Below are 23,847 nucleotides of genomic sequence, written 5' to 3'. Positions count from 1 at the left end.
GACAGCAGCGCTTCCCCCGCCGCCACGACCTTGACCGCCCGGACCAGCTCGACCGGCTCGATGTCCTTGAGGAGGAAGCCGCTGGCGCCGGCGCGCAGGGCATCGACGATGTACTCGTCGAGCTCGAAGGTCGTGAGGATCAGCACCCGGACGTCGTCGAGCGCCGGATCCGCCGCGATCTGGCGGGTCGCCTCGATGCCGTCGACCTCCGGCATGCGGATGTCCATGAGCAGCACGTGGGGCCGCTGCGACCGGGCCAGCTCGACCGCTTCGCGCCCGTCGGAGGCCACACCCACCACCTCGACGCCGGGCTCGGCGTCGAACAGCACCCGGAACCCGGCCCGCACGAGGGCCTGGTCCTCCGCGAGAGCGACGCGGATCACAGCGGAAGCCGGGCCCGCACGCGGAAGCCGCCGGAGCGGCCGGCGCCGGCGAACAGCTCGCCGCCGAGGTGGGCGACCCGCTCCCGCATCCCAGCCAGCCCGTGCCCCCCGTTGCCGTTGCCGCGGCCGTTGCCGGCGACGGCGCCTCGCCCGTCGTCGGTCACCTCGATCTCGACGCCACCGTCGCCATGGCGCACCGCGACCGTGGCCCGGGCGGCGCCGGCGTGGCGGATCACGTTGGTGAGCGACTCCTGCACGATCCGGAAGGCGGCCGCGTCGACGGGCGGCGGCAGCGGCCGCGCCTCCCCCTCGATCACGACGTCGACCGGAAGCCCCGCGGCGCGAGAGCTCTCGACCAGTGAGGGCAGCCGGTCGATCCCCGCGGTGGGCTCGCGGGGCGCGGCCTCGCTGGAGCGGAGCATGCCCAGCGTCGCCCGCAGCTCGGCCAGCGCTTCGCCGCTGGCGCGCTTGATGGCGAGCAGGGCGGCCCGGGCGTCCTCCGGCCGATCGTCGAGCACATGTGCCCCGACGCCGGCCTGCACGGAGAAGCTGGCCAGGCTGTGGGCGACCGAGTCGTGGAGGTCGCGGGCGATCCGCAACCGCTCCTCGGCGACCCGACGACGCGCTTCCTCCTCCCGGGTCTCGGCCAGGTGCCGGGCCCGCTCTTCCATCGCGGCTCGCTCGGCCCGTCGGCCGCGCACCGAGCCGCCCAGCAGCAGCGCACCGACTGCCCAGCTGGCGAACAGGGCGGCGACGACCCCTGCCGAGTCGGCGAGCTTCTGGCCGACGGGCTGGTCGCGCCAGAGGAAGCCGGTGACGAGGATCACCGCCGTCGACACCGCGGCGGGGACCCACGCCTTCGCGGGCCCCCGGGCCACCGACACCGCGAAGACGGCGCCGATCCAGGTGAGGTAGACGGGGCCGCCCGTGTACTCCAGCAGGTTGTAGGTCGCCAGGGCCGCCGTGGTGACGGCGAGCACCACCAGGGGGGCCCGCCGGTGGAGCGCCAGCACGCCCCCGGCGACGGCGACGAGCACCCCCGCAAGCACGTCGAACGAACGGAGGCCGGGCTCGGGGTCGCTGCCGATGACGGCCATGACGACCACGAGCGCGACCGCGATCACGGTCGCCAGCACGACGTCGACCCTCCGCACGCGAGGCGCATCCATGACCGTGACGATACGAGGCCCGGTCGCCGAGCACATCGGCCCCGGCGCGTACGCGCCACGACGTAGGCACGGCCACACGAAGCCGCCTCCCGGGCGACGACACGGCGGCGCCGCACACCGACCATGGGCACCGTGACTCTCACCCTCACCGCATCCCCCAGATCCTCCCTGGCGCTGAAGCTGCTGTGGTTCGCCGGCCGCCGGCGCCACGCCCGCCTGTCGACCCCGGCCCTCGGCTCCATCACCCGGGGGGTGGCGTGATGCTGCGCAGGCTCGTGACCTGGAGCTACGACCGCCGACGGCGCGTCGTGGCGCTGTGGGTGGCGGCGCTGGTGACCGCCACGGTCCTCTCGGGCGTGGCCGGCGGCGACAACGAGGTCGATTTCACGGTCCCCGGCAGCGACTCGGCCGAGGCGGTCGAGCTGCTGCAGGACCGCTTCCCCGCGTTCGCCGGGGGCACGGTCGACGTGGTGTACACGTCCGACAGCGGGGTCACCGGCCCCGACGTGACCCAGCGGGTCGACCGCCTGGCGGCGGAGCTCGGTGAGGTGCCGAACGTCGTGGCAGCCGAGCCCGGTCCTGTCGCACCCGACGGCTCGACCGGCCTCCTGCAGGTCCGCTTCGACGTGGCGGCCGAGCAGCTGCCCACCGCGTCCGTCGAACGGGTGATGGATCTCGCCGGCGAGGCGGAGGGCGACGGCCTGCGGGTCGAGCTCGGCGGCTACCCGATCCAGCAGGTCGAGCAGCAGGAGGCCGGCTCCGAGTCGGTCGGGCTGCTGGCCGCCCTCGTCATCCTGCTGGTGGCGTTCGGCTCGGTCCTGGCCGCCGGCCTGCCCCTCGTGATCGCCGGCTTCGGCCTCGGGGTCGCGCTGGGCGGTGTGTGGCTGATGACGAACGTGCTCGACGTACCCGACTTCGGCGTCCAGATCGCCACGATGATCGGGATCGGCGTCGGCATCGACTACGCCCTGTTCATCGTGACCCGCTACCGGTCGGCGCTGGCCGAGGGGCGTGAGCCCCGGGACGCGGTGCTGCTCGCCGGCGGCACGGCGGGCCGGGCCGTCGTGTTCGCGGGCTCGACCGTGGTGGTGTCGATCTTCGGCCTGGTGCTGATGGGCCGGGACTACCTGTGGGGCGTCGCCCTGGCGACCTCCCTGGCGGTGACGGTGGTGGTGCTCGCCTCGGTCACCCTGCTGCCCGCCCTGCTCGGCTTCGCCGGTCGCACCATCGATCGGTTCCGCCTGCCGTGGTTCCGCCACGACGTCGACGGCCGGCGCACGCTGTCGTGGCGGTGGAGCCGCGTGATGCAGCGGCGCCCGCTCGTGGCCGGTCTCGCCGCCCTCGTCGTGCTGCTGGCCCTCGCCGCCCCGGTGACCGACATGCGCTTCGGCATGCCCGACGCCGGGAACGGCCCTACCGAGCTGACCAGCCGCCAGGCCTACGACCTCATCGGCGAGGGCTTCGGGCCCGGCGCCAACGGCCCCTTCCTCGTGGCCGTCGACCTGGCCCGTGCGGGCGACGACGCCGCTGCCTCCGACGCCGTCGACCGGGTGGCGGCCGATCTCGCCGCCACCGACGGCGTGGCGACGGTCGTCCCGCCCGTGGTGAACGACCGCGGCGACGCCGCGGTCATCTCGGTCGTGCCCACCACGGGGCCGCAGGACGAGGCCACCGAGGATCTCGTGCACACGCTGCGCGACGACGTCATCCCGGCCGCGGTGGCCGGCACGGGCGTCGAGGCGTCGGTGGGCGGCACGACCGCGGGCTTCATCGACGACAGCGAGCAGACGGCCAGCCGGCTGCCCCTGTTCATCGGGGGCGTGGTCCTGCTGTCGTTCGTCCTGCTCATGTCGGTGTTCCGCTCGCTGGCGGTGGCCGTCAAGGCGGCGATCATGAACATCCTGTCCATCGCCGCCGCCTACGGCGTCATGGCGCTCGCCGGCAACGGCGGCTGGTTCGGCGGGCTCGTCGGGATCGACAACCCGACGCCGGTTCCCGGTTGGCTGCCGATGACGATGTTCGCGGTCCTGTTCGGCCTGTCGATGGACTACGAGGTGTTCCTCCTGTCCCGGGTGCGCGAGGAGTACGTCCGCACCGGCGACAACCGGCAGGCCGTCGCCGACGGGCTGGCCAACACGGCCCGGGTCATCACCGCCGCCGCCGCGATCATGGTCACGGTGTTCGGCGCCTTCGTGATGGAGGACGCCGTGTTCCTCAAGCTGGCCGGCATCGGCCTGGCGACGGCGGTGTTCGTCGACGCCACCGTGGTCCGGATGGTCCTGGTGCCGGCCACGATGGAGCTGCTCGGCGACCGCAACTGGTGGCTGCCCCGCTGGCTCGACCGGCTGCTGCCCCGCATCGACGTCGAGGGCGAGGCCGTGGGCGCCGTCCCCGCGCCGGCGACCGCCGGGCCCGAGTCGGGGCCCGACACCGAGCCCTCCCGGGTACCCGTCGGCTGACCGCCTCGGCGGAGCCTGTCGACGACGGCTGAACGTCGACAGGCTCCGCTGACCCACCTACGGGGACTCCTCGCCTGTCGCAGCGAGCCAGATGTCGCTGACGTCGCCGGCCACGGGTTGCCCGGTCGGTGTCGGCTCGGCGAAGGCATCGCCTGCCTCTCCTTCGGCCGGGCCCCACAGCACGTAGAGGTCGCCGGTGCCGTGGAGGTCGTCCTCGCGGTCGTCGGTCAGGACGATCTGCGTGTCGTCGCCCACCGTCGTCGCCGCCAGCAGGGGGTCGCCGTCGAGCCGCCGCCAGCTGTCGCCGTCGTAGGCCACCAGGCCGTCGATGGTCTCGCGGCGATCGGGCATCGGGCCGACGTCGCCGCGCCGGAGGTTGGCGACGAGGTCGTCGCCGTCAGGGGACCAGCGCACGTGCCGCAGGGCAAGGACGGTGTCGGGGCCGGGCAGCTCGACGTCGGTGACCGCGCCGGTCACGGTGTCGACCACTACGAGGGAGACCAGCGGATCGCCCACCTCGCCGGCCATGCTGCGCTCCTGCTCGGGCACGGCGAGCGCCACGGCGACGGTCGACCCGTCCGGCGACGGCACCGCGGCCGTGACCCGGTCGCCGGCGTGGCCGAGCCCGGTACGCCGGAGCACCCGCCCGTCGCGGCGGAGCCACACCAACCCGTGGGCGCCGGGGCCGCCCGTCGGGTTGGGCTGGCGCTCGATCGCCAGGAGCACGTCGTCTTCGCCCAGGTGGCCGACGATCCGGTCGAGTCGCGGCGTCGCGACCGGGTCGCTCAGCTCGCCGGTGGCGAGATCGTGGTAGCGGAGCACGGTGCCGTCGGCCTGGTCGATCATCGCGGCTCCGAGGAAGTCCTCGGTCACCAGGAGCGCGGCCGTCGTGTCGTCGACGAACGCGAAGTCGACGACACGCCCGCCCACGTCGGGGTGCTCCGACCCGACGTCGATCGACTCCGCCTCCTCCGGCGACCCGAAGTCCAGCTCCCCGGCGTCCCACGCCGTCACGTAACCGTCGTCGGTCCGGCCCGCCACGTAGCGACCGTCGGGGCTCCAGCGCAGCGGGTAGCTCGGCGTGCCCATGCTGCCGGTGACGTGCGCCAGCAGCGCCCGCTGCCCGGAGAACGCATCCACCACCGCGAGCGTCGCCGCACCGTCGGCCCGCACCGCGACGAGTGGGTCGGCACCGTTCGACTCCCGCAGCACGTCCATCAGCTCGTCCAGCGCCCGCGCCGCGGCGGAGGGGTCGAGCTTGCCGGCGCCGTAGAAGGATCCCTGGGCGTCCCGGCTGGGCGCCGGCCGGGCGGATGTGAGCAGGGCGCGGGTCACCTGGTGGGCGTCGGCGCCGGGCTGGCGGGCCTTGAGCAGCGCGGCCGCCGCCGCCACGTAGGGTGCGGCCATCGAGGTCCCCTCGTCGAGGCACCAGGCGATCCGCGCGCGGTCGTCCAGGAGGGGGTTGCCGGCCATCGGGGGACAGGCGACGTCGCGGCGCCACGTCGAGACGATGCCGGCACCCGGAGCCGCGAGGTCGACCGTGGCGTTGTTGGCCGACCAGGTGGACCGTTCGCCGTCGTGGTCGTAGGCGGCGACGCCGATGACGCCCTCGTAGCCCGCGGGGTAGCGCACCTCCGAGTCGGGTGAGTCGGGATCGTCGGTCTCGGCGTCGCCGCCGAGGTTGCCGGCGGCCGCCACCAGGACGACCCGGTGACGCAACGCGTACCGGACCGCCACCGCGCTGGCCGTCGAGCGGCCGTCCTCCGTGATCGACATGTTGATCACCTGCGCACCGTGGTCGACCGACCAGATGATCCGCTCCGCCAGCGTCGCCACGGGCCTGACGTCGGTCGGGTTGTCGCCGACGGCCTCCAACAGCTGGGCATCGAGCAGGTCCACTGAGGGCATCAGCCCCTCGACGCCGTGCTCGTCCTCCGTGGCCGCGACGATCCCGGCGACGTGCGTGCCGTGGCCGCTCCCCGTCCCGTGCCCCACCCGACGGTCGGGGGCCGCGTCCCGCACGGCGCCACCGAAGTCGGGATGGTCCTCGTCGATGCCCGTGTCGATCACGGACGCGACGACGGAGGCGCCCTCGGGCCACAGCTCCCGGGCATCCTCGGCATCGAGGTCGTCCAGCGCCCACTGCCCCCAGGGGTCGCCCTGCCGCACCGCGGCCGGCGAGGTCCGGGCGTCGGCGAGGGCGAGCCCGACGGACTCGTCGGCCGCCAGCACGTCCGGCTCGGCCCGCAGCTCCGTCAGCCTCGCCTCGACGCCACCGGCCGCGGTGATGACCGCCTCGTAGGTGAGGCAGGTGCCGCGCACACGCAGGACGTCGAGGAGCACCTCGCCCTCGGCGACCGGGGGAGGCGGGGCGGCGGGCGGGCAGTCGGGGCTGGGCGCGACGGTCTCCAGCAGCGCCTGCTGGCGGTCCGTCCAGCCTGTCGCCTCGGCGCCTCCGTCGGGGCTCTCGGGGTCGTCGTCGAGCAGGCGGGGCACGACGACGACCGCGGTCGCGACGAGCCCGGCGGCGGCCACGGCGAGGACCCCGATCCGCGGGCGCACGCCGGCCTCAGGACCAGCCGAGAAGCGTCGAGGCGTTGGCGTCCTGGCCCCGGAAGTCGACGTCGAGGCCGTCGACCGGCTGGGGCTCGGCGCCCGGCGTCGCCAACGAGGCCAGGTACCAGACGTCCTCGATCCGCAGCAGCGCCTCGGTGGCGTCGGGCGAGACCACGGCTGTCTCGGGCATGCCGTCGGCTCCCTCCGGCACCAACTCGGTGACCTGCAGGGTCCCGGCCTGCGGGTCGAGGACGGCCCGGGCGAGGGCGGAGCCCCCACAGGTGGCGAGGAGGTAGGCGCCGTCGTCGAGCCGCCCGAGCTCCGAGCAGTTGTCGCGGAACCCCTCGGCGACGACCGCGCCGCCGGCATCGGTCCAGAACCCCACCGTGGGCCCGTCCTCGCCGCCGGCCGCGGCCTCCCGCATGTCGTCACGGAGGGTCGGCACGGGACGACCCCCGGCGTCGAGCGCCCAGGCGTCGCGCTCCCGGTTGCCGACCCCGCTCGATTCGGGCTCGTCGCCCTCCTCGTACATCTCGACGTCGACCGACACGACCGTGAACTCGTCGCCGCCGGCGGGGCCCGACTCCATCCACAGCGTGGGGCCCTCCGGGCCGAAGCGCGGGCTGCGGTACTCCGTGGGATCCGTCGAGTAGCTCGCCTCGTCCACGCCGCTGACGGCGAAGAGCTCCTCGTAGGCGCTCTCGGCCTCGTTCAGGCGCATGACCCGCACCTCGGCGGCGTCATCGCCCTCCAGCGTCACCGCCATGTAGCGCCAGTCGCCCGAGTACGACCGCCGCGACTCGATCTCGCCGTCGGCCGGCTCCCAGGTGACGTCGGCGTAGGCGACGGTGGTGCGGACCTCGCCCGTGGAGGGATCCACGAACTCGAGGCGGGGGACCTCGTACATCCCGCCGTCGGAGTTGATGACCGCCAGCCCCGTCAGGTCGAGCTCGGCCGGCTCGGACTCGGAGTCGGAGTCGGCGGTCGTGTCGGGCGTCGCCTCGGCGGGATCCTCGGTGGCACTGTCGTCGTCGCCGGATCCACACCCGACGAGCCCTACCGTCGCCGCGGCCAGAGCCCCGACCACCATCCGCAATCGCCTCGTCGTATCCATCCCGAACCACTCCTCCTGCGCGCTCGCGCCTGTCGTACGCCCCGAGGAACAGGGCGCTACACGCCGTGTCGCGATGCGACTCCTCGGGTTCGGCCCGACGGAACCGCGAGATACGGTGCGAACCGTGGTCAGCAGCGCGCGGTCAGGACCGGTCGACACGGGGTGAGGTCGGTGAAGTCGCACGGGCGCGAGCTGCCCCTCGCCGAGCTCCACGGAGCGTTCGACGAGGCGCAGGCCGGCCGCGGCCGGGCGGTCCTGGTCACCGGCGAGCCGGGGATCGGCAAGACGCTGCTGGTCGAGGACGCGACGCGACATGCCCGGCGCCAGGGACTGCGCGTCGTCGTCGCCCGGTGTCCCAGCGGTGCCGGCGCCCCGCCCTACTGGCCGTGGTCGGAGGCCTTGGCCGCCTGCGCCGGGGCCGACACCGGGCGACGGCTCCTGTCGGGCGAACGGCTCGGCGACCACCGCCTGCCGTCCGGGCCCGAGGACGACTCGGCCCGGTTCGAGCTCTTCTCCCGGGCGACGCGCGCCTTCCACGACGCGGCGTGTGAGAACCCGTTGGTGGTCGTGCTCGACGACCTCCACTGGGCCGACACCCCGACGCTGCGGCTCTTCGAGTTCCTGGCCGGGAACCTCCACAGCACGCCGCTGCTGTTGGTGGGCGCCTACCGCGACGTGGACATCGGTCCGGAGCACCCGCTCTCCGCACTGGCTGGCCGCCTTCCCGGCGACACCACCCGCCTCGAGCTCCGGCCGCTCGGCGCCGGTCCACTGGCCCGGCTGATGGCCGAGACGATCGGCGTCGAGCCGGCTCCGGAGCTAGTGCGACGGGTCCACCGGCACACGGGGGGCAACCCCCTGTTCACCAAGGAGGTCGTCCGCCTGCTGGCCTCGGAGGGGCGCCTCGCCGAGCCGCCGGGCCGGCTGGCGCTGCCTGCCGGGGTGCGGGGCGTGATCGAGCGCCGGCTCGCCGGGGTCGCCCCGGCCGAGGTCGACGTCCTGCGGTGGGGGGCACTGTCCGGCGACGAGTTCGACACCGGGCTGGTGGAGCAGGCCAGCGGGACTCCCCACGGCGACGTGCAGCGTGCCCTGGCGACGGCACGACGCAATCGCCTCGCCGAGCCGCTGCCGGAACGACCCGGCTGGTTCCGCTACACGCACGGGCTCGTGGCCGAGACCCTGCGGGAGGGGCTGGTGGACGGCGACCGCAGGTCGCGGCACCTGCGCCTCGGTCGCACGCTGATCGAGGCCTCGCCCGGGCCCGGCGCTCCCGGCGTTCCCGTGGCGGCGATCAGCCGGCACCTGCTCGCCGCCCTCCCGGAAGGCGACGACGAGACCGCCGCCGACCACACCGTCCGGGCCGCGCGGCAGGCCGCGCACGCGCTGGCCTGGGAGGAGGCCGTGGTGCTCTACGACCGGGCCCTCCAGGTGCTCGACACCGCCGTCGCCGCCAGGTCCGACCCGCGTGTCGCCGAGCTGCGCATCGAACGCGCCGCGGTCGTCGCCCGGGCCGGCGACGGCTCCGAGTCGCGCCGGGCAGCGATCGCCGCGGTCGACGCCGCCCGGTCGAGTGGCGACCCGGAGCTGCTGGCCCGGGCGGCCCTGACCTACTCGGCCCGCACCTTCGCCGACGCCGGCGACGACGCCACGATCGACCTCCTCGAGGAAGCCCTCGCCGGGCTGCCGGCCGAGGACCGCCCCGTACGAGCCGAGCTGTTGGCCCGCACCGCCGAGGAGCTGTCCCACCTCGACCGGCCGCGCTCGGCGCGGATGGCCGAGGAGGCCCGCGCCCTGGCGACCCGGCTGGGCGACCCGGTCGCCGTGTGGGAGGCGCTCATCCAGGTGCACCGCGTGCAGCGGGGCGGCGTCGACATCGACGAGCGCCTGGCGACGAGCACCGAGCTGGTGCGGCTCGGTCGGCGACTCGAGGATTCCGAGCGCACGCTGCTCGGGCGGATCCGACGGGTCGTCGACCTCATGGCCGCGGGCCGCCGGTCGGACGTCGACCAGGAGCTCGCGGCCTTCGCCCGGAGCGTGGACCGGGCACGCCTCCCGTCGTTCCGCTGGTTCGTGCCGCTCTGGATGGGCACCCGCGCGGTGGCCGAGGGCCGGCTCGTCGAGGCCCAGGGCCACGCCGACGAGGTCGGACGCCTGGCCGCGGTCCGGGGCGAGTACGCCCTGGCGCAGTTCGTCATCCAGCTCGCCGGCATCCGGCTCCACCAGGGTGCGCTCCACGACGTCGAGGGCTTCTTCGCTCTGGCGGCGCACCGCTACCCGACGATCCCCGTCTACCGCTGCGCCCTGGCGTTCGTCCACACCGAGCTCGGCCGGCCGGCCTCGGCGCAGGCACTGCTCGAGCCCCTCGCCGCCGACGGGTTCGCGACCGTGCCCGAGGACCAGGAGTGGACCACGGCCGCCTACTGCCTCGCCGAGGCGTGCGTCGCCCTCCAGCGCGCCGACTGGGCGCCGGCCCTCGCCGCCAAGCTGCTCCCCCACGCGCGCCAGCAGGTGGTCAACAGCAGCGGGGCGCTGCACCTCGGCTCGGTGGCCCACTCGCTCGGGCGCCTGGCAGCGCTGGCAGGCCGGCCCGACACCGCCGAGGAGCACTTCCACGCCGCGCTGGCCGCGTCCCGGCACTTCGGTGCGCCTCTGTGGGCCGCCCAGGTGCAGCACGACTGGGCCGCGCTCCTGCTGGCCCGCGGCCGCCCCGCCGACGGTGAGCGGGCACACGAGCTGCTCGACGAGGCAGGGACGTTCGCCGACGAGATGGACATCCCGCGGTTGCGCCGGCAGGTCGCCGACACCCGGGCCGGCACCGATGCCGCGGCCGTTCCCGTCGTCGCCGCCGTCGTCGCCCCCGCCAACGTCTTCCGTCGGGAGGGCGAGCTGTGGACCGTCGCCTACCAGGGGACCAGCGCAAGCGTGCGCGACCGCAAGGGCATGCACGACATCGCCGCCCTGCTCGCCGCGCCGGGTCGCGGCGTCCACGTCCTCGAGTTGCTCGCCGCCCGCGGGGAGCCCCGGCTCGACCGCGGTGCCGACCCGGGGCTCGACGCGACCGCCGTCGCCGGGTACCGGCGACGCCTCGCCGACCTCGAGGACGAGCTGGACGAGGCGCAGCGCTTCGCCGACACCGGCCGCGCCGACCGGGCCCGCGACGAGCTGGAGGCGATCACCTCCCACCTCAGCGCTGCCCTGGGACTCGGGCGGCGTCCCCGTCAGCCCGGCGACCCCGTCGAGCGGGCCCGCAAGACGGTGTGGCGGCGCATGCGGACCAGCATCGACAGCATCGGCTCCCAGCACGCTGCGCTCGCCCGCCACCTCCAACGGTCGCTCAACACCGGCACCTTCTGCAGCTACAACCCCGAGGAGCCGGTCGACTGGTCACTGTCGTGACCACGGCACCCCATCGGGCCTGCGGCCGCGACGCCCCGGGTCCGGTTGCAGGTCGACGCTCGGGGTAGGGACTTCGACGCGGCAGTTGATCGCTGGGCTACGTCCTGGAGGGCATCCGATGATCTCCTATGGCTACACGCTCTCGGGTGAGGAGCACGCCCCTGCTGATCTCGTCCGCAACGCTCGCCGGGCTGAGGAGGTGGGGTTCGATTTCGTCTCGATCTCGGACCATTTCCACCCATGGGTGAGCGCGCAGGGACATAGTCCGTTCGTGTGGTCGGTTCTCGGCGCCATCGCCGCATCGACCGAGCGGCTGCGTGTCGGCGTGGGAGTGACCTGCCCGATAATCCGAATCCACCCGGCGATCATCGCCCAGGCCACCGCCACGACGTCGTTGTTGTTCGAAGGCCGCTTCTTCTTCGGGGTCGGTACCGGCGAGGCGCTCAACGAGCACATCCTCGGTGACCGTTGGCCGCCGGCCGACGTGCGCCAGGCGATGCTCGGCGAGGCGGTCGAAGTCGTCCGCGAGCTCTGGTCGGGAGAGACCGTCGATCACCGCGGCGACTTCTACGAGGTCGAGAACGCCAAGCTCTTCGACCCGCCGGTAGAGCCGCCGTCGGTCGTCGTGTCCGGGTTCGGGCCCAAGGCCACCGAGCTCGCCGCGCGGATCGGCGACGGCTACTGGGGTCACTCACCCGACCACGAGAGTGTCGACCGCTATCGCGCCAACGGCGGAGCCGGTCCTTGCTACGCGCAGCTCAACGTCTGCTGGGCCGAAGACGCCGTCGCCGCTCGCAAGACGGTGCACGACGTGTGGCCGAACGGTGGCGTCACCGGGCAGCTCTCCCAGGACCTGCCCACGTGGACCCACTTCGAGCAGGCCGCGGCGATGGTCGACGAGGACGAGGCGACCAGATCGATCCCCTGCGGGCCTGACGTCGATGCGGTCATCGAATCGGTCCGGAAGTACCTCTCGGCCGGCTACGACCACCTCTACTTCCACCAGATCGGACCCGACCAGGCTGGCTTCTTCCGCTTCTGGACCCAGGACCTGCAGCCCGCGTTGGCGGGACTCCACACCGACGCGACGTCCTGAGAGGAGAAGGTGATGCCCCAGAAGTCATGGAGCGACAAGCGGGAACGCCAGTACGACCACATCAAGAAGGGCGTGCTCGATCGCGGAGAGGACGAGGACACCGCCGAGGAGATCGCAGCGCGCACGGTCAACAAGGAACGCGCCCGCTCGGGCGAATCCGAGCAGGCGAGCCGCACCTCGACCGCCGACATCTCCTCGGGCCGCCGCGGTGGGCTCCGATCCCATCGTGGCCCCGGTGGACGGACCAGGGACCAGCTGTACAGCGAAGCCCGCGAAAAAGGCATCAAGGGCCGCTCGAAGATGACCAAAGCCGAGCTCGAGCGAGCGGTCGGGCGTTAACCGCCGCTCGGCCAGAGGTTCGATGCGGCGGCGGCCACACCGCCCAGAGGGGATCGGTGTGGCCGCCGCCGCGGTTCCCGCTGATCAGGTCACGGAGTGTCGCTGGGAGCCTGATCGGTCACGGTTTCGGTACGAGAGGCGGCGTCGTCGCGGACCTCTTGGGCTTTGTCCTTGGCTTCGTCGGCGACCTGGCGTGCCGAGTCGGTCGCCGTCTGCTGGACCTCCTGGACGGCCTGTTCGGCGGTGTCCTTCAGGTTGCCGGCGACGTCCTGGCCGGCTTCCTTGAGCTCGGTCAGCACCGGTTCGGCTTCCTGGCGGACCTGCTTGGTGATCCGACGCTCGATGGGGCTGGAGGGGACCAGGTACGCCGCGAGCAGTCCGGTGCCGAAGGCGATGACGCCGGCGGCGAGGGGATTTCCCTGCGTCTGATCACGCACCACCTGCCGAGCCTGGCCGGGAACCTCGCGCACGTTCTCGGCCATCTGGCCGGCGCTGTCACGCAGACTGTCGGCCGCCTGCCCGGTGCCTTTCCGGGCGCCGTGCATCGCCTCCTGCGTCGTGTCGACCGCCTGCTCGGCGGTACCCATGACGTGGCTGCGGACGGAGCGGACACGGTCCGTCATCCGCCGTCGCTGCCGACCCAGCACCCGCGAGGGGCTGGTGCGATCGGCGATCGCGTCGATGGTGCCGCTCATGTCCTCCCTGGTCTGTTCGATCTCGCGCTTCACGTCGGTTGTGCTTTGGCCCATCGGGCGTCCTCCTTGAGAGATTCGATGGTCTCGTCCGGGACCACCTCGATGTCTTCGGCCGTGCTGCGACCGCGGGAGTAGAGGACCGCGGCGACGACGCCGTGCACGACGGCGACGATGAAGAGCCCGACGGCGATGGGGGCGACCTCGCCGATGGCCCAAGCGGCGGCCAACGAGCCGATCAGCAGGCACAGGTGGCCGGTGACCGCCGCTGCCGTGAGCTGACCGGCGGCTTTGCCGGCCTTTCCCGCTTCCTCGCGCAGCTCGGACTTGGCGAGCTGGATCTCTTGGCGCATGAGCTGGCTGAAGCCACGGGAGAGCTCGCCGAAGAGCTCACCGAGGCTCGCCTCGTCACCTTCGGAGTGCGCCGTGGACACGTCTTGTCGACGCAGGTCGACGTCCGGATCCGTCATGGCGTCGACGCAGACAGGGTGGCGGACTCATCATCGCCGTCGTCGTCCTTGGCGGAGCGAGCCAGCCGTCCGGCGACGAAGCCGGTGGCTGCCACGGCAGCCAGGAACACGCCCGGACGCCGGCGCGCGAACCGTTGGACGTCGTCGACGAGCCCTTCGAAGTTCCGCTCACGGATCTGCCGGGCGAGATCGCCGACCACGTTGCCGGCCTGCTCGACGTAACGGCCCGCCGTGCCGGCCGTGTCGGGTTGACCGCTCACCAGGGCCTGCAACTCGCTGCCGAAGGTGCCCAGCGCATCGGCCAGATGCGAGGTCTGGCTGTCCGCCTTGTCTCGGAGCTGGGACTTCGTGTCGTCGACGAGCTGGCGTGCCTGGTCCTTGATCTCGGCCGTCACGTTGCCGACCTGGTCGAAAGCATCCCCGACGACGGTGCCGGTGGCCTCCCGGGCAACGTGGCCGGCTTCCTTGCCTTGCTCGATTGCTGTCGATGCCGTCTCCTCGATCTTCTGACGGGCATCGGTTGTGTTCGCCATGGCTGCGACCTCCTGGGCGGCTCTATGGCGTTCTGCCGGGTCCGTTGGTTCGATCCCCTGCGTGGGCAGGGGCTGCCTACCCACCGGCTCGACGGTTACCCGACGACTTCGCGTGGCGGATCCGTCGAGACAGCTCGCAGCGCTGTCCGACCGGTCAGGGCGAGGGTCGAGCCTCGGGCGGATGAACGGTCACGAGCCGGTCGACGCCGCTGACCTGGAGGAGGCGTCGAATTGCCGGGCTTGGATCGCGCAGCACGATGGCCTCGGGGATCTGACCGAGGCGGATGTGCGCTGCGACGAGGACCTCGAGCCCGGCGGAGTCCATGAACGTCGTGTTCTCGAGATCCAGTTCGAGGCTCGAGCCAGTGCCCAGGGCGGCGTCGACCGCGGCCGCGAACTGGTCGACGTTGGAGAGGTCCACCTCTCCGTGCACGACCACCGTGGGGCGTGCTCCGTCGCTGACCACCCGTACTCCGAACTCAGGCGGTGTCGGAGCAGGGTCGTGATCCAAGCGCATGACGAGCCTCCGAAGAGCTTTGGCCACACGTCGTTCCTGCTGGATCAAGAGCGGCGAGGCACGAACGTTAGCAACGAGCCGCGTCGTGCTGTCGGCTCGTTTCCGACGCCGGTCGGCTGGGGGTGGGCAGTTGTAGAGTTGCGGGGTACTCGCCCGAGTCGGCCGTCTGCCTTGACCCACCAGGGAACGGCGCCCGGCTCCGGCCCTGAGGCCAGGAGAACCGTGGCCGACTCACCTCTGACGAGCAGCCTGGCGGCGCTGTCACGCTTCTTCATCGGCGACGGCACCCTCGAGCAGATCCTGAAACGGGTCGCAGATCTGACAGTCGAAGCGATCCCGCCGGCGGAGTTCGTGGGCATCACGATGCCCGTCGAGGGCCGGAAGCGGACGGCGATCTTCACCGACGACCTGTCACCGGTGATCGACCAAGCGCAGTACGACACCGGTGACGGTCCATGCCTCGAGGCCTTCGAGACCCAGCGGGTCACCTCGATCGAGTCGACCTGCGAGGACGGCAAGTGGCCTGAGTTCCGTCGGGTCGCTGCCGACAACGGGATCTACAGCTTGATGTCGCTCCCGCTCGTCGTGGACAGGCACACGGTCGGTGCGATGAACCTGTACTCCCGGTCCGAGCGCGCCTTCGACGAGGCCGACGCGGCGACGGGGATGCTGTTCGCCTCGCAGGCCGCGATCGTGTTGGCCAACGCCCAGGTCTACTGGGATGCCCGCGAGCTGAGCACGGGTCTCGGTGAGGCGATGAAGCACCGGGCGGTGATCGAACAAGCCAAAGGCATCCTCATGGGAGCACAGGGCTGCGACGAGGACGAAGCGTTCCAGATGCTCGTCAAGGCGTCGCAGCGCGAGAACGTCAAGCTGCGGGCCGTCGCCGAGCGGATCGTCGATCAGGCGGTGTCCCGCAACAAAGGCTGAACGGTTGGTTGCCGCCGCCGGGGATGGGTAGACGGGGGCTGCGGATGTGAACTCGGCATCCGCGAGGTGATCTGTTCAAACGTCGAGCGGTGACCCGTGACAGCCGGCCGAGCCGCCTGTCGGCGGTAGCTGACGGACGTCCTGGCCGACGACCATGACGGAGGACAGATGGCTTTCAACCCCCTCGAGCAGAAGGGCGTTCCGGTCGACGATCAGCTGAGGAGCTGGTCGGAGCTGAACGTGGAGCCCTACGACAAGAAGGCGGTCGATCCGTACACCCGGACCCGTGTGATCCTGATGAACGGGACCGAGGTCGAATCGATCAACTTCAGCCACCAGTTCGCGCGGCACACCGACAACCTCGACCTGAAGCGCAAGCTGGCCATGGGCCGCAGGATCGACCAGCAGCAGCAGAAGGCTGTGAACGGGCTCAACCCGGGCGACCAGACCCCGTTGGAGACGACGCTCGGCTACGAGCAGGTCGCGGTCGACCTGACGGCCTGGCTGGCACGCCACGAGCCTGATCCGCAGCTGAAGATGGCTCTCGATTTCGCGCTGCTGGAGGACTTCGACCACCTGTACCGCTACGCCAACCTCTACGAGCTGCTCTACGGCGGCCGTGCCGACGCCATCACCGATCACCTGACCGAGGTGATGCCCGGCCGGCCCACGTTCGTCGAGCACCGCCACCCCTACGACGACGTGCGTCCGCACTACGAGACCCACACCGTCGACCCGCTCTCACGGCTGCACGTGATGACCATCGTGTCCGGCGAGCAGCAGACGATGAACTTCTACATGAACCACGGGACCGACTGGATCGAGCCGATCGCCCGCGGGCTCTACGCGGAGATCGCGATGATCGAGGAGCAGCACGTCACGCACTACGAGTCGCTGCTCGACCCGCTCGACTCGTGGATCGCCAACTGGGTGTTCCACGAGTACAACGAGGTCTACCTGTACTGGTCGATGCTGCAGAACGAGACAGACGACCGCATCAAGGCGCTGTGGGAGCTGCACTGCAACATGGAGATCGGCCAGCTCCAGGTCGCGTGCGATGCCATGCGCCAGTACGAGGGCCGCGAGCCCGCCGACCTCCTGCCGCCCTCGTTGCCCGAGGTGCCGGTCACGTTCGAGCCCAACAAGGCCTACGTGCGCGACCTGCTCGCCGCCACGGTGGATCTCCGCGCCGACGGCATCCAGTACGTCGAGCTCGACGACCTTCCCAAGGACCACCGGTACTTCCGGTACCAGGACACGGTCAACAAGGGTGGCGCCCCGAGCGAGATGGTGATCGACCAGGCCCGAGAGAGCCAGGGCGAGTACCGCGACGAGACCGACGGCGAGCACCCGATCGCCGACCTGCGACCCCAGACCGTCCGCTGAGGCAAGGAGCAACGATGCCGATCCTCACCCCCACTGCCGCCACCGGCGCTCGGTCGGTGCCCCAGGAGATGACCTACGTCGACCCGGTCCACCAGGTCATGCCCGACGAGCGGGACGAGTTCCTCGCCGAGACCGACCTCAACGGGCCGTTCGTCGCCGACCTGCTCTCCGACATGCTGGCCCACGAACGCTGCGGCGCCCAGCTGTACCGGTCGCTGGCCGGTCGCACCAACAGCCCGATCCTCGGGAAGAAGTACGAGCACTTCGGCAAGGAGACGACCGAGCACGTCGAGATCCTCCAACAGCTCGTCGGCCGCCTCGGCGGCGACCCCATGTACGTCAGCCCGGCAGCCCGTGCCACGACCAAGGCCGGCACCGGTCTGCTGGAATCCACGTTCCTGCTCACCGGCTCCGTCGACCTCATGACCCAGGAGCTCGTCATGCTCGACGCCGTGCTCCTCGCCGAAGCCAAGGACCACGCCAACTGGTCGTGCCTCGCCTCGCTGGCCGATTCGCTCCCCGAAGGCAACGTCCGCACGGCCTTCGTCGAAGCCGTCGAGCACGTTGAACCCCAGGAGGACGAGCACTTCGGCTGGGCGTCCGACATGCGCTGCAAGCTGATCTCCGCCCAGGCGACCAGCCGCACCATGCAGGTCGCAGGGGAGACCGCGGAGAAGGTCATCGCCCGCATCAAGCGCTGGCTCGGCTGACACGCTCCGTTCCACGCCCGCCCACCCGGATCCCCCTCCCGGGTGGGCGGGCCAGTGGTCACCCGCTCGGCCGAGGGCTGTTCATCGGCTGCCGTCCGGCGTGCCCTGACCCGGGTTCAGTGCTCGGGGATCTCGCGGTTGGAGAGGTACGGGTTCTCGAAGGGGAGGGAGTCGGCGAGCCAGCGCTGGAGGGCGGCGTGGAGCTTGGCGTAGTAGCCGCGCGCGTAGGCGTCGGGCGTGACCCACCAGCTGACGTCGACGTCGTGGGCCAGGAGCTCCTCGGTGAGCGGCGTGCGCGTCCCCATGGGATAGAGGTAGCAGCACCCGAGGTACTGGCCGTTCGCGTCGTACACGGCGTAGGTGAACGAGTGCCCGTCACGGAACTCGGCCTCGTGCCAGACGAGGTCGACGTAGTTGTACTCCTCGCTGACGGGCCCGGACGGCCAGGCACCCCCGCGGGTCTGCCGGATGAGATCGAGGCTGGCGTTGATGCCCTGCACGTCGTCGTGCAGGTCGGCCCGGCTGATCGCTCGGGCACGGATGTCCTGGTCGGCCAGCTCGATGGGTGGGCTGTAGCCCGGGGGGAGCGTGAGCCTCTTGACCAGACCGGTGTAGTCCGTCACTTGAGCCGGTAGCTGAGGACGACGATGCCGGATGCGAGCGGCCTGGTGTCGAGCAGCTCGAGCTTGGCTGTCAGGTCCTGGGTGAGCAGCACGTCGTCGGCGGTTCCGATCCCGGCGAGCACGGGGTGGACCCACAGCACCAGCTCGTCGAGCAGCCCGTGACGCACCAGCGCCTTGGCGACCGGGCCGTAGCCGTGCATCAGGATGTCCTGGCCGGGGTCCTCCTTGAGCTTGGTGACCGCCGCGATCAGGTCACCGTCGAGGATGGTGGTGTTGTCCCAGTCGGCGGACTGCAGCGTGGTCGAGGCGACGTACTTCGTCATGGCGTTGATCCGGTCGGCGACCTCGCCGTCAAGGCCCGGCCAGGCACCGGCGTAGACCTCGTAGGTGTGCCGACCCATCAGGAGCGCGTCGCTCGCCCGGACCTGCTCGAGCGCCAGCGCGTCGGTCTCGGCATCGACGTAGTCGAAGTGCCAGCGCTCCATGTGGTTGATCACGCCGTCGAGGCTGACGAAGGTCGAGTTGACGATCTTGCTCATGCCGGCATCCTTGCCCAAGATCGGTCGGGAGTTAAGGTCCGATCCCATGTCCGATCTCAGGACCAATTCAGGCGTGGCCGTCGACCTCCAGGTCGAGCTGAACCGTGACAGCCCCGTCCCCCTGCACCGCCAGCTCGAGAACGCCGTCCGCAGCGCCATCCGCTCGGGAGAGCTGCGGGGTGACGCCTCGCTGCCCCCGACCCGGACCCTCGCCGCCGCCCTCGGCGTCTCCCGGGGCGTGGTGGTGGAGGCCTACCAGCAGCTCACCGCCGAGGGCTACCTGACCAGCCAATCGGGCGGGTACACCCGGGTGCGGCCGGGGCTGCACGCGGAGCCTGCGGCCGCGGCGCCGCCCCTCGCCCCGCCGGCCGGCATCGACTTCAAGTACTGCCGTCCCGACGTGACCCGGTTCCCTCGCACCGCCTGGCTGCGGTCCGTCCGCCGGGTGCTCAACGAGACCCCCGACGAGGCGCTGGCCTACGGCGGCGGCCGCGGCGCCCCCGAGCTGCGCGTCGCCCTCGCCGACTACCTCAACCGGGCCCGGGGAACGACCGCCGACCCGGAGAACGTGCTGGTCTGCAACGGGTTCACCCAGGCCGTCACCCTGCTCAGCCGGGTGCTGGCCCACCGCGGCACCCGGCGGATGGCGGTCGAGGACCCGTCCGACCCCGAGATCCACGCCGTCCCCTCGGCTGCGGGCATCGAGGTGGTCGGCATCCCCGTCACGCCGGAGGGCATCGACGTCGATGCGCTCGTCCGGTCCGATGCCGATGCTGTGCTGCTGACGCCGGCCCACCAGTGCCCGACCGGGGCGGTGCTCCCCGCCGGGGCCCGGGCCGCGGTGCTCGACTGGGCCCGGCAGCGGGGTGCGCTCGTCATCGAGGACGACTACGACACCGAGTACCGCTACGACCGGGCTCCCATCGGGGCGATGCAGGGACTCGCCCCCGACCACGTGGTCTACGCGGGGACGGCCAGCAAGACGCTGATGCCCGGGCTACGGCTGGGCTGGCTGGTGGCTCCCCTGTCCCTGGTCGAGGACCTGACGGCGGCCAAGGAGATCGCCGACCGGGGCTCGCCGGTCTTCGACCAGCTGGCCTTCGCCGACTTCCTGGCCCGGGGCGAGCTCGACCGCCACCTGCGGCGGATGCGACCGGTCTACCGGCGCCGGCGCGACGCCCTGCTCGACGCGCTGCGCACCCTGCTGCCCGACCTGCGCCCTACCGGCATCTCGGCCGGCCTCCACCTGGCCGCGTGGCTCCCACCCGACCTCGACGAGACCGAGGTGGTCGCCGCCGCCGCCCATCGGGGCCTGCGCGTCCACGGCCTCGGCCCCTACCGCCTCACCGGTTCCGGCGACCCCGGCCTGATCTTCGGCTACGCCAGCCTGACCGAGCCGACGATCGCCGAGGGCATCGCCATCCTGGCCGACGTCATCGCCACCCTCCGCTCGACCCCGACCGCCGCCGGGCACCTCCGGGAGGTCGGTCGCGATCTCTAACCATCCGAACCTGGTCGCCAACGCGGGGCCGCTGGTGCCGGCGACGTTGATGGTGAGTCTGGGGCTCGCGGCGCTGGTCAACGCGACGGTCCGGCTGGTGGGTTGCACATCGACCACGCGAACGTGTCGGGCGCCGGGGGCGACCCAGTCGGTGTTGGGGTTCCGAGTGAGGGATGTCGCCGGGGTGTAGATCGCTTGCGTCATACCTCAGACGCCACGTATTGGTTCGCGAACTCAGCCAAAGTCTCTTTCCAGCTCGCGCTGGAGTCCGCAACTCCAGGTGGTGCCAGATCTGGGCGCGCTAGCCAAAGCAACAACGTGAAAACTCGCAAGTGCAGGTAGCGGCTGACAGCTTCGATCGAGATCGGTTCGGCGAGGAAACCCGTATAGCTGTTCAGGAATCGCGCTCGGAACGGCTCGTAGGTTCGAGGTCCGTCGCCATCGACGAAACATCGAAACATCGCCATGTAGAGAGAGTTCCCGACATCCTCTTCGACTGTGCCGTATCCGCAGTCGTCGAAATCGAAGATCTTGACGTCACCCTCACCGTTGAATTTCACATTGTGCATGCCGAAATCACCGTGAAGGAGGTGCCGCCGGCTCGAAGCTGGTGTGAGGATCGCCGGTGGTATTTCAATACCTGAACTTCGGAACACGTCCACCGAGTGGGGGGTGAAGGCACGCATCGGGCCGAGGTCGTACGGGGGCAGTGAGCTCATCGAAAGGTGAAGGCGCGCGAGGGTTCTGCCAAGGATTTCGCCATCGTTCGGACGACGCACATCCGGCGTCCGGCCCGGAGCGAATTCGAAGGCCCGAAGGAAGGACGGACCCAAGTCGTCGTCGGTTGCCTCGGTCACGAGCTCACCGGCAATGGCGATCGGGCCACAGACCTGTGGGTCCGATACTGCCAGTCTGGCAAGCATCTGTTGCTTCGTTGTGACTCCTTGCTTGGAGAAAAAGTTGGCGCTTACTAGTTTGAGAACAATTCGATCCCCATCCAACTCGGCTGTCCACGCCTTGCCTTGATACCCGCCGTGGAGGGGGCGAAGCTCTCGAATGGCATCAAGCCCGAAAGCATTCTGGAATGCCGGCACCTTCGGTGGCATCTGGGCGAGGGTAACAGGAGGGTCGACCACGTGATCCCCTGTTATCACCGGGGACCCGACCGAGGCTGTGAAAGCGCTAACTGAACGGCATTGACGGCTAACGGGGGCAGACCGCGGTGAGGCGGCTGTAGGGGTTGACCGCCGAGCCCCCGTCGGGGTGGTACTCGAAGTGCAGGTGGGGACCGGAGGCGGACGCGTTGCCGCTGTGGCCGACCCGGCCGATCAGGGTGCCCGCCGCGACCCAGCCGGCGCCCTGGTTCTCGTAGGCCGACATGTGTGCGCCGTAGTACATGTGGCCGTCGTCGGCGTAGAGGTTGAAGGTCAGGCCCCCGAGGCTGTTCGAGTCGTGCACGACCCGGCCGTTGGCGGGAGCGACCACCGGCGTCCCGACCGCGGCCATCATGTCGGTGCCCTTGTGGCTGCGGCCACCGGAGCGGGCCGCGCCCCACGTGTCGCTGAACGACATCGAGCCCTGCACAGGGCAGACGAAGGCGCCGATCCCCGCCTGGCGCTGCGCCTCGGCCTGGGCGTCGGCCGCTTGAGCCGCGGCGGCCTGGCGCTGCGCCTCGGCCAGAGCCGCGGCCGCCCGGCGCTCGGCCTCGGCTTGCTTGATCTCGTCGAGCTTGGTCAGCAGCTCGGCCTTGACCGACGCCAGCTGCGCGGCGGCTTCGGGGCCGCGTGCCGAGATCCGCAGAGCGCCCTCGGGGTCGTCGAGCCAGTCCTGGATGTCGGTGATGAACTGCGCCTCCTGGCCGACCGCAGCCTGGAGGTCGGCCAGTGCCGCCTCGGCCTCCTGGCGAGCCGAGTCGGCCTCGGCGGCCACCTCCTCCTGTGCCTCGCGCTGGGTCTCCAGGTCGGTCCGTGCGGCGGTCAGCTCCGAGAGCTTGGCGGCGTCCTCTTCGGCGCGCATGTCCAGCAGCGCCTGCTTGATCGTGACATCGGCGACGGAGTCGGCGGTCAGGGCCTCGATCGCCGACTCGGACGGCGGGTTCACGAAGCGGGTCACGACCACCGAGTCGCTCGCCGTGGTCAGCTCGTCGATCTTGCCCTGGGTGACGGTGATGGCGCCGTCGGCCTCGGCCAGCTTGGCGAGCTTGTCGCGCACGAGGGTCTCCGCCGCGTCGAGCTGGCGGAGCTGGACGCCGACGTTGGCCTGCATCTCGTCGAGAGCCCCGGTGAGCGCCACCGCGTCACCGTCGGCCACGTCGACGTCGATCGACACGACCGCGTCGTCGGTGCCGCTCGCCTCCTCGGACGGCTCCTCCTGCCGCGGGCCGGCGTTGCTCGTGCCGGGCGCGACAGCTCCTACCGCCGCAACCGACACGACGAGCGCTGCCCCGACCGCCGCGGTGCGACGACCGGCGAAGAGGCTCTTCACCACCGACCTGCCCTCCCTCAACGCCAAACGTCCCTCCCCATCGACGACGTCGACATCGAATCGTCATGCTAGGCGACCCGCCGGTCGACCCTGTATCGGGTGTGGCGAGCCGCCCGTCGGAGGGCCTTCCGCGACCGGATCGCCTCACCCCGAAACGACCGTGGCTAACGCGCCGCTAGCAGGTGGCTAGCAGGCGCCCGCCACAGTGCCCCGCGCCGTCTTCCCCGCGAGGCGGTCCGAGCTTCGTCGACGAACACACATGGAGACTGACTTGCAGGTTCGACCAAGGGCAATGGCAATGGCCGCCACCGCCGTGCTGATGCTGGCCCTCAGCACCGCATTTGCCGATGTGGCTCACGCGCGATCCGGCGAAACGCTTGCCGGCGACACGCCTGAACCGTCAGCCGGCGATGTTGCCACGTACGACCTCGAAGCAGCGGTCGCTGGAACCCTCAGGGCGGTTCCCGGAAGCGTCAAGACCGGGGAGAACACCGTCCTCCTGGAGCCGGGGGTCATGGTGGCCCTGCCGTCGGAAGGCGACGTGAGCGCCAGCTCCCTCGGCAGCTGCACGCGCGGGTGGCTGTGCGCATGGCCGGACTCCGACTACCGGGGCCCGATGCTGGCCGTACGAGACGGTGTCTACATCGACTACCGCGCTTGGTGGTGGGACACGAGCACGGGGGCGATCCTCGATTGCCGTGGCGGATGTACCGGTGTCGGTTGGTACTGGGACAAGTACATGAGGAACTACGCCTACAAGATCACCTCCGTCTTCAACAACACACACACCATGACGTGGACGCCGTTCTGGTCCCCCCGCAACAACGCGAACTTCTACGCCCGCAACGGAGCGCCTTCGCCGTATGTGGGGAGCAAGTGGAACGACAGCTTCTCCGCTGCGTGTGCCTGCTAGCTCCAAACGTTCAGAGCCGGTCCCGAGGACCGGCTCT

At 71.3% G+C, this 23,847-nt stretch carries 21 protein-coding genes; 10 read left to right on the top strand and 11 right to left on the bottom strand.

The features are described 5' to 3' along the window. Together VK611_17225 and VK611_17220 are read right to left on the bottom strand one after the other, a co-directional pair. On the bottom strand, nt 1–383 hold a 383-nt coding region (locus VK611_17225), incomplete at its 3' end, for a response regulator transcription factor (protein ID HMG43077.1). Further along, nucleotides 380–1,552 (bottom strand): histidine kinase, encoded by a 1,173-nt coding sequence (locus VK611_17220; GenBank protein HMG43076.1) that lies wholly within the window; start codon nt 1,550–1,552, stop codon nt 380–382. The genes VK611_17220 and VK611_17225, both read right to left, overlap by 4 nt. 132 nt (nt 1,553–1,684) lie before the next feature. On the opposite strand from VK611_17220, the gene VK611_17215 reads away from it, so the two are divergent. Together VK611_17215 and VK611_17210 are read left to right on the top strand one after the other, a co-directional pair. Continuing rightward, nucleotides 1,685–1,813 carry a hypothetical protein gene (locus VK611_17215; protein ID HMG43075.1) on the top strand — a complete coding sequence of 43 codons (129 nt, stop codon included), beginning with the start codon at nt 1,685–1,687 and terminating at the stop codon, nt 1,811–1,813. Beyond that, complete coding sequence (locus VK611_17210) at nt 1,813–4,011, top strand: MMPL family transporter (GenBank protein ID HMG43074.1); 2,199 nt, start codon at nt 1,813–1,815, stop codon at nt 4,009–4,011. Before VK611_17215 ends, VK611_17210 begins: the two co-directional genes overlap by 1 nt. A gap of 57 nt (nt 4,012–4,068) precedes the next feature. Here the strand turns inward: VK611_17210 and VK611_17205 are convergent, their stop codons facing one another. Both VK611_17205 and VK611_17200 read right to left on the bottom strand, forming a co-directional pair. Continuing rightward, a complete protein-coding gene (locus tag VK611_17205; GenBank protein HMG43073.1) occupies nt 4,069–6,573 on the bottom strand; it encodes a S8 family serine peptidase in 2,505 nt (834 codons plus the stop codon). A gap of 7 nt (nt 6,574–6,580) precedes the next feature. Beyond that, on the bottom strand, nt 6,581–7,681 hold the full coding sequence (locus VK611_17200) for a hypothetical protein (GenBank protein HMG43072.1): 1,101 nt from the start codon (nt 7,679–7,681) through the stop codon (nt 6,581–6,583). Nucleotides 7,682–7,852: 171 nt separating this feature from the next. Between VK611_17200 and VK611_17195 the strand changes: the two genes are divergently transcribed. The 3 genes from VK611_17195 (at nt 7,853) to VK611_17185 (ending at nt 12,512) form a co-directional block, all read left to right on the top strand. Next, nucleotides 7,853–11,077, top strand: coding sequence for an AAA family ATPase (locus VK611_17195; GenBank protein ID HMG43071.1), 3,225 nt, complete (start codon nt 7,853–7,855; stop codon nt 11,075–11,077). A gap of 118 nt (nt 11,078–11,195) precedes the next feature. Further along, nucleotides 11,196–12,173 carry a TIGR03557 family F420-dependent LLM class oxidoreductase gene (locus VK611_17190; GenBank protein ID HMG43070.1) on the top strand — a complete coding sequence of 326 codons (978 nt, stop codon included), beginning with the start codon at nt 11,196–11,198 and terminating at the stop codon, nt 12,171–12,173. 12 nt (nt 12,174–12,185) lie between these two features. Further along, nucleotides 12,186–12,512 (top strand): hypothetical protein, encoded by a 327-nt coding sequence (locus tag VK611_17185; protein ID HMG43069.1) that lies wholly within the window; start codon nt 12,186–12,188, stop codon nt 12,510–12,512. Between the two features lie 89 nt (nt 12,513–12,601). On the opposite strand, the gene VK611_17180 is transcribed toward VK611_17185, so the two are convergent. The 3 genes from VK611_17180 to VK611_17170 are packed head-to-tail and all read right to left on the bottom strand — an operon-like array spanning nt 12,602 to nt 14,207. Next, nucleotides 12,602–13,240 carry a DUF3618 domain-containing protein gene (locus VK611_17180; GenBank protein HMG43068.1) on the bottom strand — a complete coding sequence of 213 codons (639 nt, stop codon included), beginning with the start codon at nt 13,238–13,240 and terminating at the stop codon, nt 12,602–12,604. Then, nucleotides 13,237–13,674, bottom strand: coding sequence for a phage holin family protein (locus VK611_17175; protein HMG43067.1), 438 nt, complete (start codon nt 13,672–13,674; stop codon nt 13,237–13,239). The genes VK611_17180 and VK611_17175 overlap by 4 nt, the downstream gene beginning before the upstream one ends. Next, nucleotides 13,671–14,207 (bottom strand): hypothetical protein, encoded by a 537-nt coding sequence (locus VK611_17170; protein HMG43066.1) that lies wholly within the window; start codon nt 14,205–14,207, stop codon nt 13,671–13,673. The genes VK611_17175 and VK611_17170 overlap by 4 nt, the downstream gene beginning before the upstream one ends. Nucleotides 14,208–14,388: 181 nt before the next feature. Between VK611_17170 and VK611_17165 the strand changes: the two genes are divergently transcribed. The 3 genes from VK611_17165 to VK611_17155 all read left to right on the top strand — a co-directional run bounded on the left by VK611_17165 (nt 14,389) and on the right by VK611_17155 (nt 17,750). Beyond that, nucleotides 14,389–15,654, top strand: coding sequence for a GAF and ANTAR domain-containing protein (locus VK611_17165; protein ID HMG43065.1), 1,266 nt, complete (start codon nt 14,389–14,391; stop codon nt 15,652–15,654). 168 nt (nt 15,655–15,822) lie between these two features. Continuing rightward, nucleotides 15,823–17,040 (top strand): hypothetical protein, encoded by a 1,218-nt coding sequence (locus tag VK611_17160; protein ID HMG43064.1) that lies wholly within the window; start codon nt 15,823–15,825, stop codon nt 17,038–17,040. Between the two features lie 14 nt (nt 17,041–17,054). Beyond that, the gene (locus tag VK611_17155; GenBank protein HMG43063.1) at nt 17,055–17,750 is read left to right on the top strand and encodes a ferritin-like domain-containing protein; all 696 of its coding nucleotides are present in this window, start codon (nt 17,055–17,057) and stop codon (nt 17,748–17,750) included. A gap of 116 nt (nt 17,751–17,866) precedes the next feature. Here VK611_17155 and VK611_17150 read toward each other — a convergent pair whose 3' ends face one another. Then, the gene (locus VK611_17150) at nt 17,867–18,373 is read right to left on the bottom strand and encodes a hypothetical protein (protein ID HMG43062.1); all 507 of its coding nucleotides are present in this window, start codon (nt 18,371–18,373) and stop codon (nt 17,867–17,869) included. After that, on the bottom strand, nt 18,370–18,912 hold the full coding sequence (locus tag VK611_17145) for a dihydrofolate reductase family protein (protein ID HMG43061.1): 543 nt from the start codon (nt 18,910–18,912) through the stop codon (nt 18,370–18,372). The genes VK611_17150 and VK611_17145 overlap by 4 nt, the downstream gene beginning before the upstream one ends. A 46-nt stretch (nt 18,913–18,958) precedes the next feature. On the opposite strand from VK611_17145, the gene VK611_17140 reads away from it, so the two are divergent. Further along, the gene (locus tag VK611_17140) at nt 18,959–20,413 is read left to right on the top strand and encodes a PLP-dependent aminotransferase family protein (protein ID HMG43060.1); all 1,455 of its coding nucleotides are present in this window, start codon (nt 18,959–18,961) and stop codon (nt 20,411–20,413) included. A 200-nt stretch (nt 20,414–20,613) separates the two neighbouring features. On the opposite strand, the gene VK611_17135 is transcribed toward VK611_17140, so the two are convergent. Both VK611_17135 and VK611_17130 read right to left on the bottom strand, forming a co-directional pair. Continuing rightward, on the bottom strand, nt 20,614–21,519 hold the full coding sequence (locus VK611_17135; protein ID HMG43059.1) for a phosphotransferase: 906 nt from the start codon (nt 21,517–21,519) through the stop codon (nt 20,614–20,616). Nucleotides 21,520–21,616: 97 nt separating this feature from the next. Next, nucleotides 21,617–22,900: a peptidoglycan DD-metalloendopeptidase family protein gene (locus VK611_17130; protein ID HMG43058.1), complete on the bottom strand. Its 1,284-nt coding sequence runs from the start codon at nt 22,898–22,900 to the stop codon at nt 21,617–21,619. 295 nt (nt 22,901–23,195) lie between these two features. Here VK611_17130 and VK611_17125 point away from each other — a divergent pair, with 295 nt between their 5' ends. Beyond that, entirely contained in the window at nt 23,196–23,810 is a 615-nt protein-coding gene (locus VK611_17125; protein ID HMG43057.1) for a peptidase inhibitor family I36 protein, read from the top strand. Nucleotides 23,811–23,847: the final 37 nt, after the last annotated feature.

This window comes from Acidimicrobiales bacterium (genome assembly GCA_035316325.1).
GTDB lineage: Bacteria > Actinomycetota > Acidimicrobiia > Acidimicrobiales > VFJN01 > DASXTK01.
This window is presented reverse-complemented; position numbering and strand designations above follow the sequence as displayed.

What these genes read in the sequence shown, in the direction of transcription:
- VK611_17200 (HMG43072.1), bottom strand. Translation starts at nt 7,681, where the DNA reads ATGGATACGACGAGGCGATTGCGGATGGTGGTCGGGGCTCTGGCCGCG.
- VK611_17140 (HMG43060.1), top strand. Translation starts at nt 18,959, where the DNA reads ATGTCCGATCTCAGGACCAATTCAGGCGTGGCCGTCGACCTCCAGGTC.
- VK611_17220 (HMG43076.1), bottom strand. Translation starts at nt 1,552, where the DNA reads ATGGATGCGCCTCGCGTGCGGAGGGTCGACGTCGTGCTGGCGACCGTG.
- VK611_17145 (HMG43061.1), bottom strand. Translation starts at nt 18,912, where the DNA reads ATGAGCAAGATCGTCAACTCGACCTTCGTCAGCCTCGACGGCGTGATC.
- VK611_17155 (HMG43063.1), top strand. Translation starts at nt 17,055, where the DNA reads ATGCCGATCCTCACCCCCACTGCCGCCACCGGCGCTCGGTCGGTGCCC.
- VK611_17210 (HMG43074.1), top strand. Translation starts at nt 1,813, where the DNA reads ATGCTGCGCAGGCTCGTGACCTGGAGCTACGACCGCCGACGGCGCGTC.
- VK611_17190 (HMG43070.1), top strand. Translation starts at nt 11,196, where the DNA reads ATGATCTCCTATGGCTACACGCTCTCGGGTGAGGAGCACGCCCCTGCT.
- VK611_17160 (HMG43064.1), top strand. Translation starts at nt 15,823, where the DNA reads ATGGCTTTCAACCCCCTCGAGCAGAAGGGCGTTCCGGTCGACGATCAG.
- VK611_17125 (HMG43057.1), top strand. Translation starts at nt 23,196, where the DNA reads ATGGCCGCCACCGCCGTGCTGATGCTGGCCCTCAGCACCGCATTTGCC.
- VK611_17185 (HMG43069.1), top strand. Translation starts at nt 12,186, where the DNA reads ATGCCCCAGAAGTCATGGAGCGACAAGCGGGAACGCCAGTACGACCAC.
- VK611_17170 (HMG43066.1), bottom strand. Translation starts at nt 14,207, where the DNA reads ATGGCGAACACAACCGATGCCCGTCAGAAGATCGAGGAGACGGCATCG.
- VK611_17135 (HMG43059.1), bottom strand. Translation starts at nt 21,519, where the DNA reads ATGCCACCGAAGGTGCCGGCATTCCAGAATGCTTTCGGGCTTGATGCC.
- VK611_17165 (HMG43065.1), top strand. Translation starts at nt 14,389, where the DNA reads ATGAACGGTCACGAGCCGGTCGACGCCGCTGACCTGGAGGAGGCGTCG.
- VK611_17175 (HMG43067.1), bottom strand. Translation starts at nt 13,674, where the DNA reads ATGACGGATCCGGACGTCGACCTGCGTCGACAAGACGTGTCCACGGCG.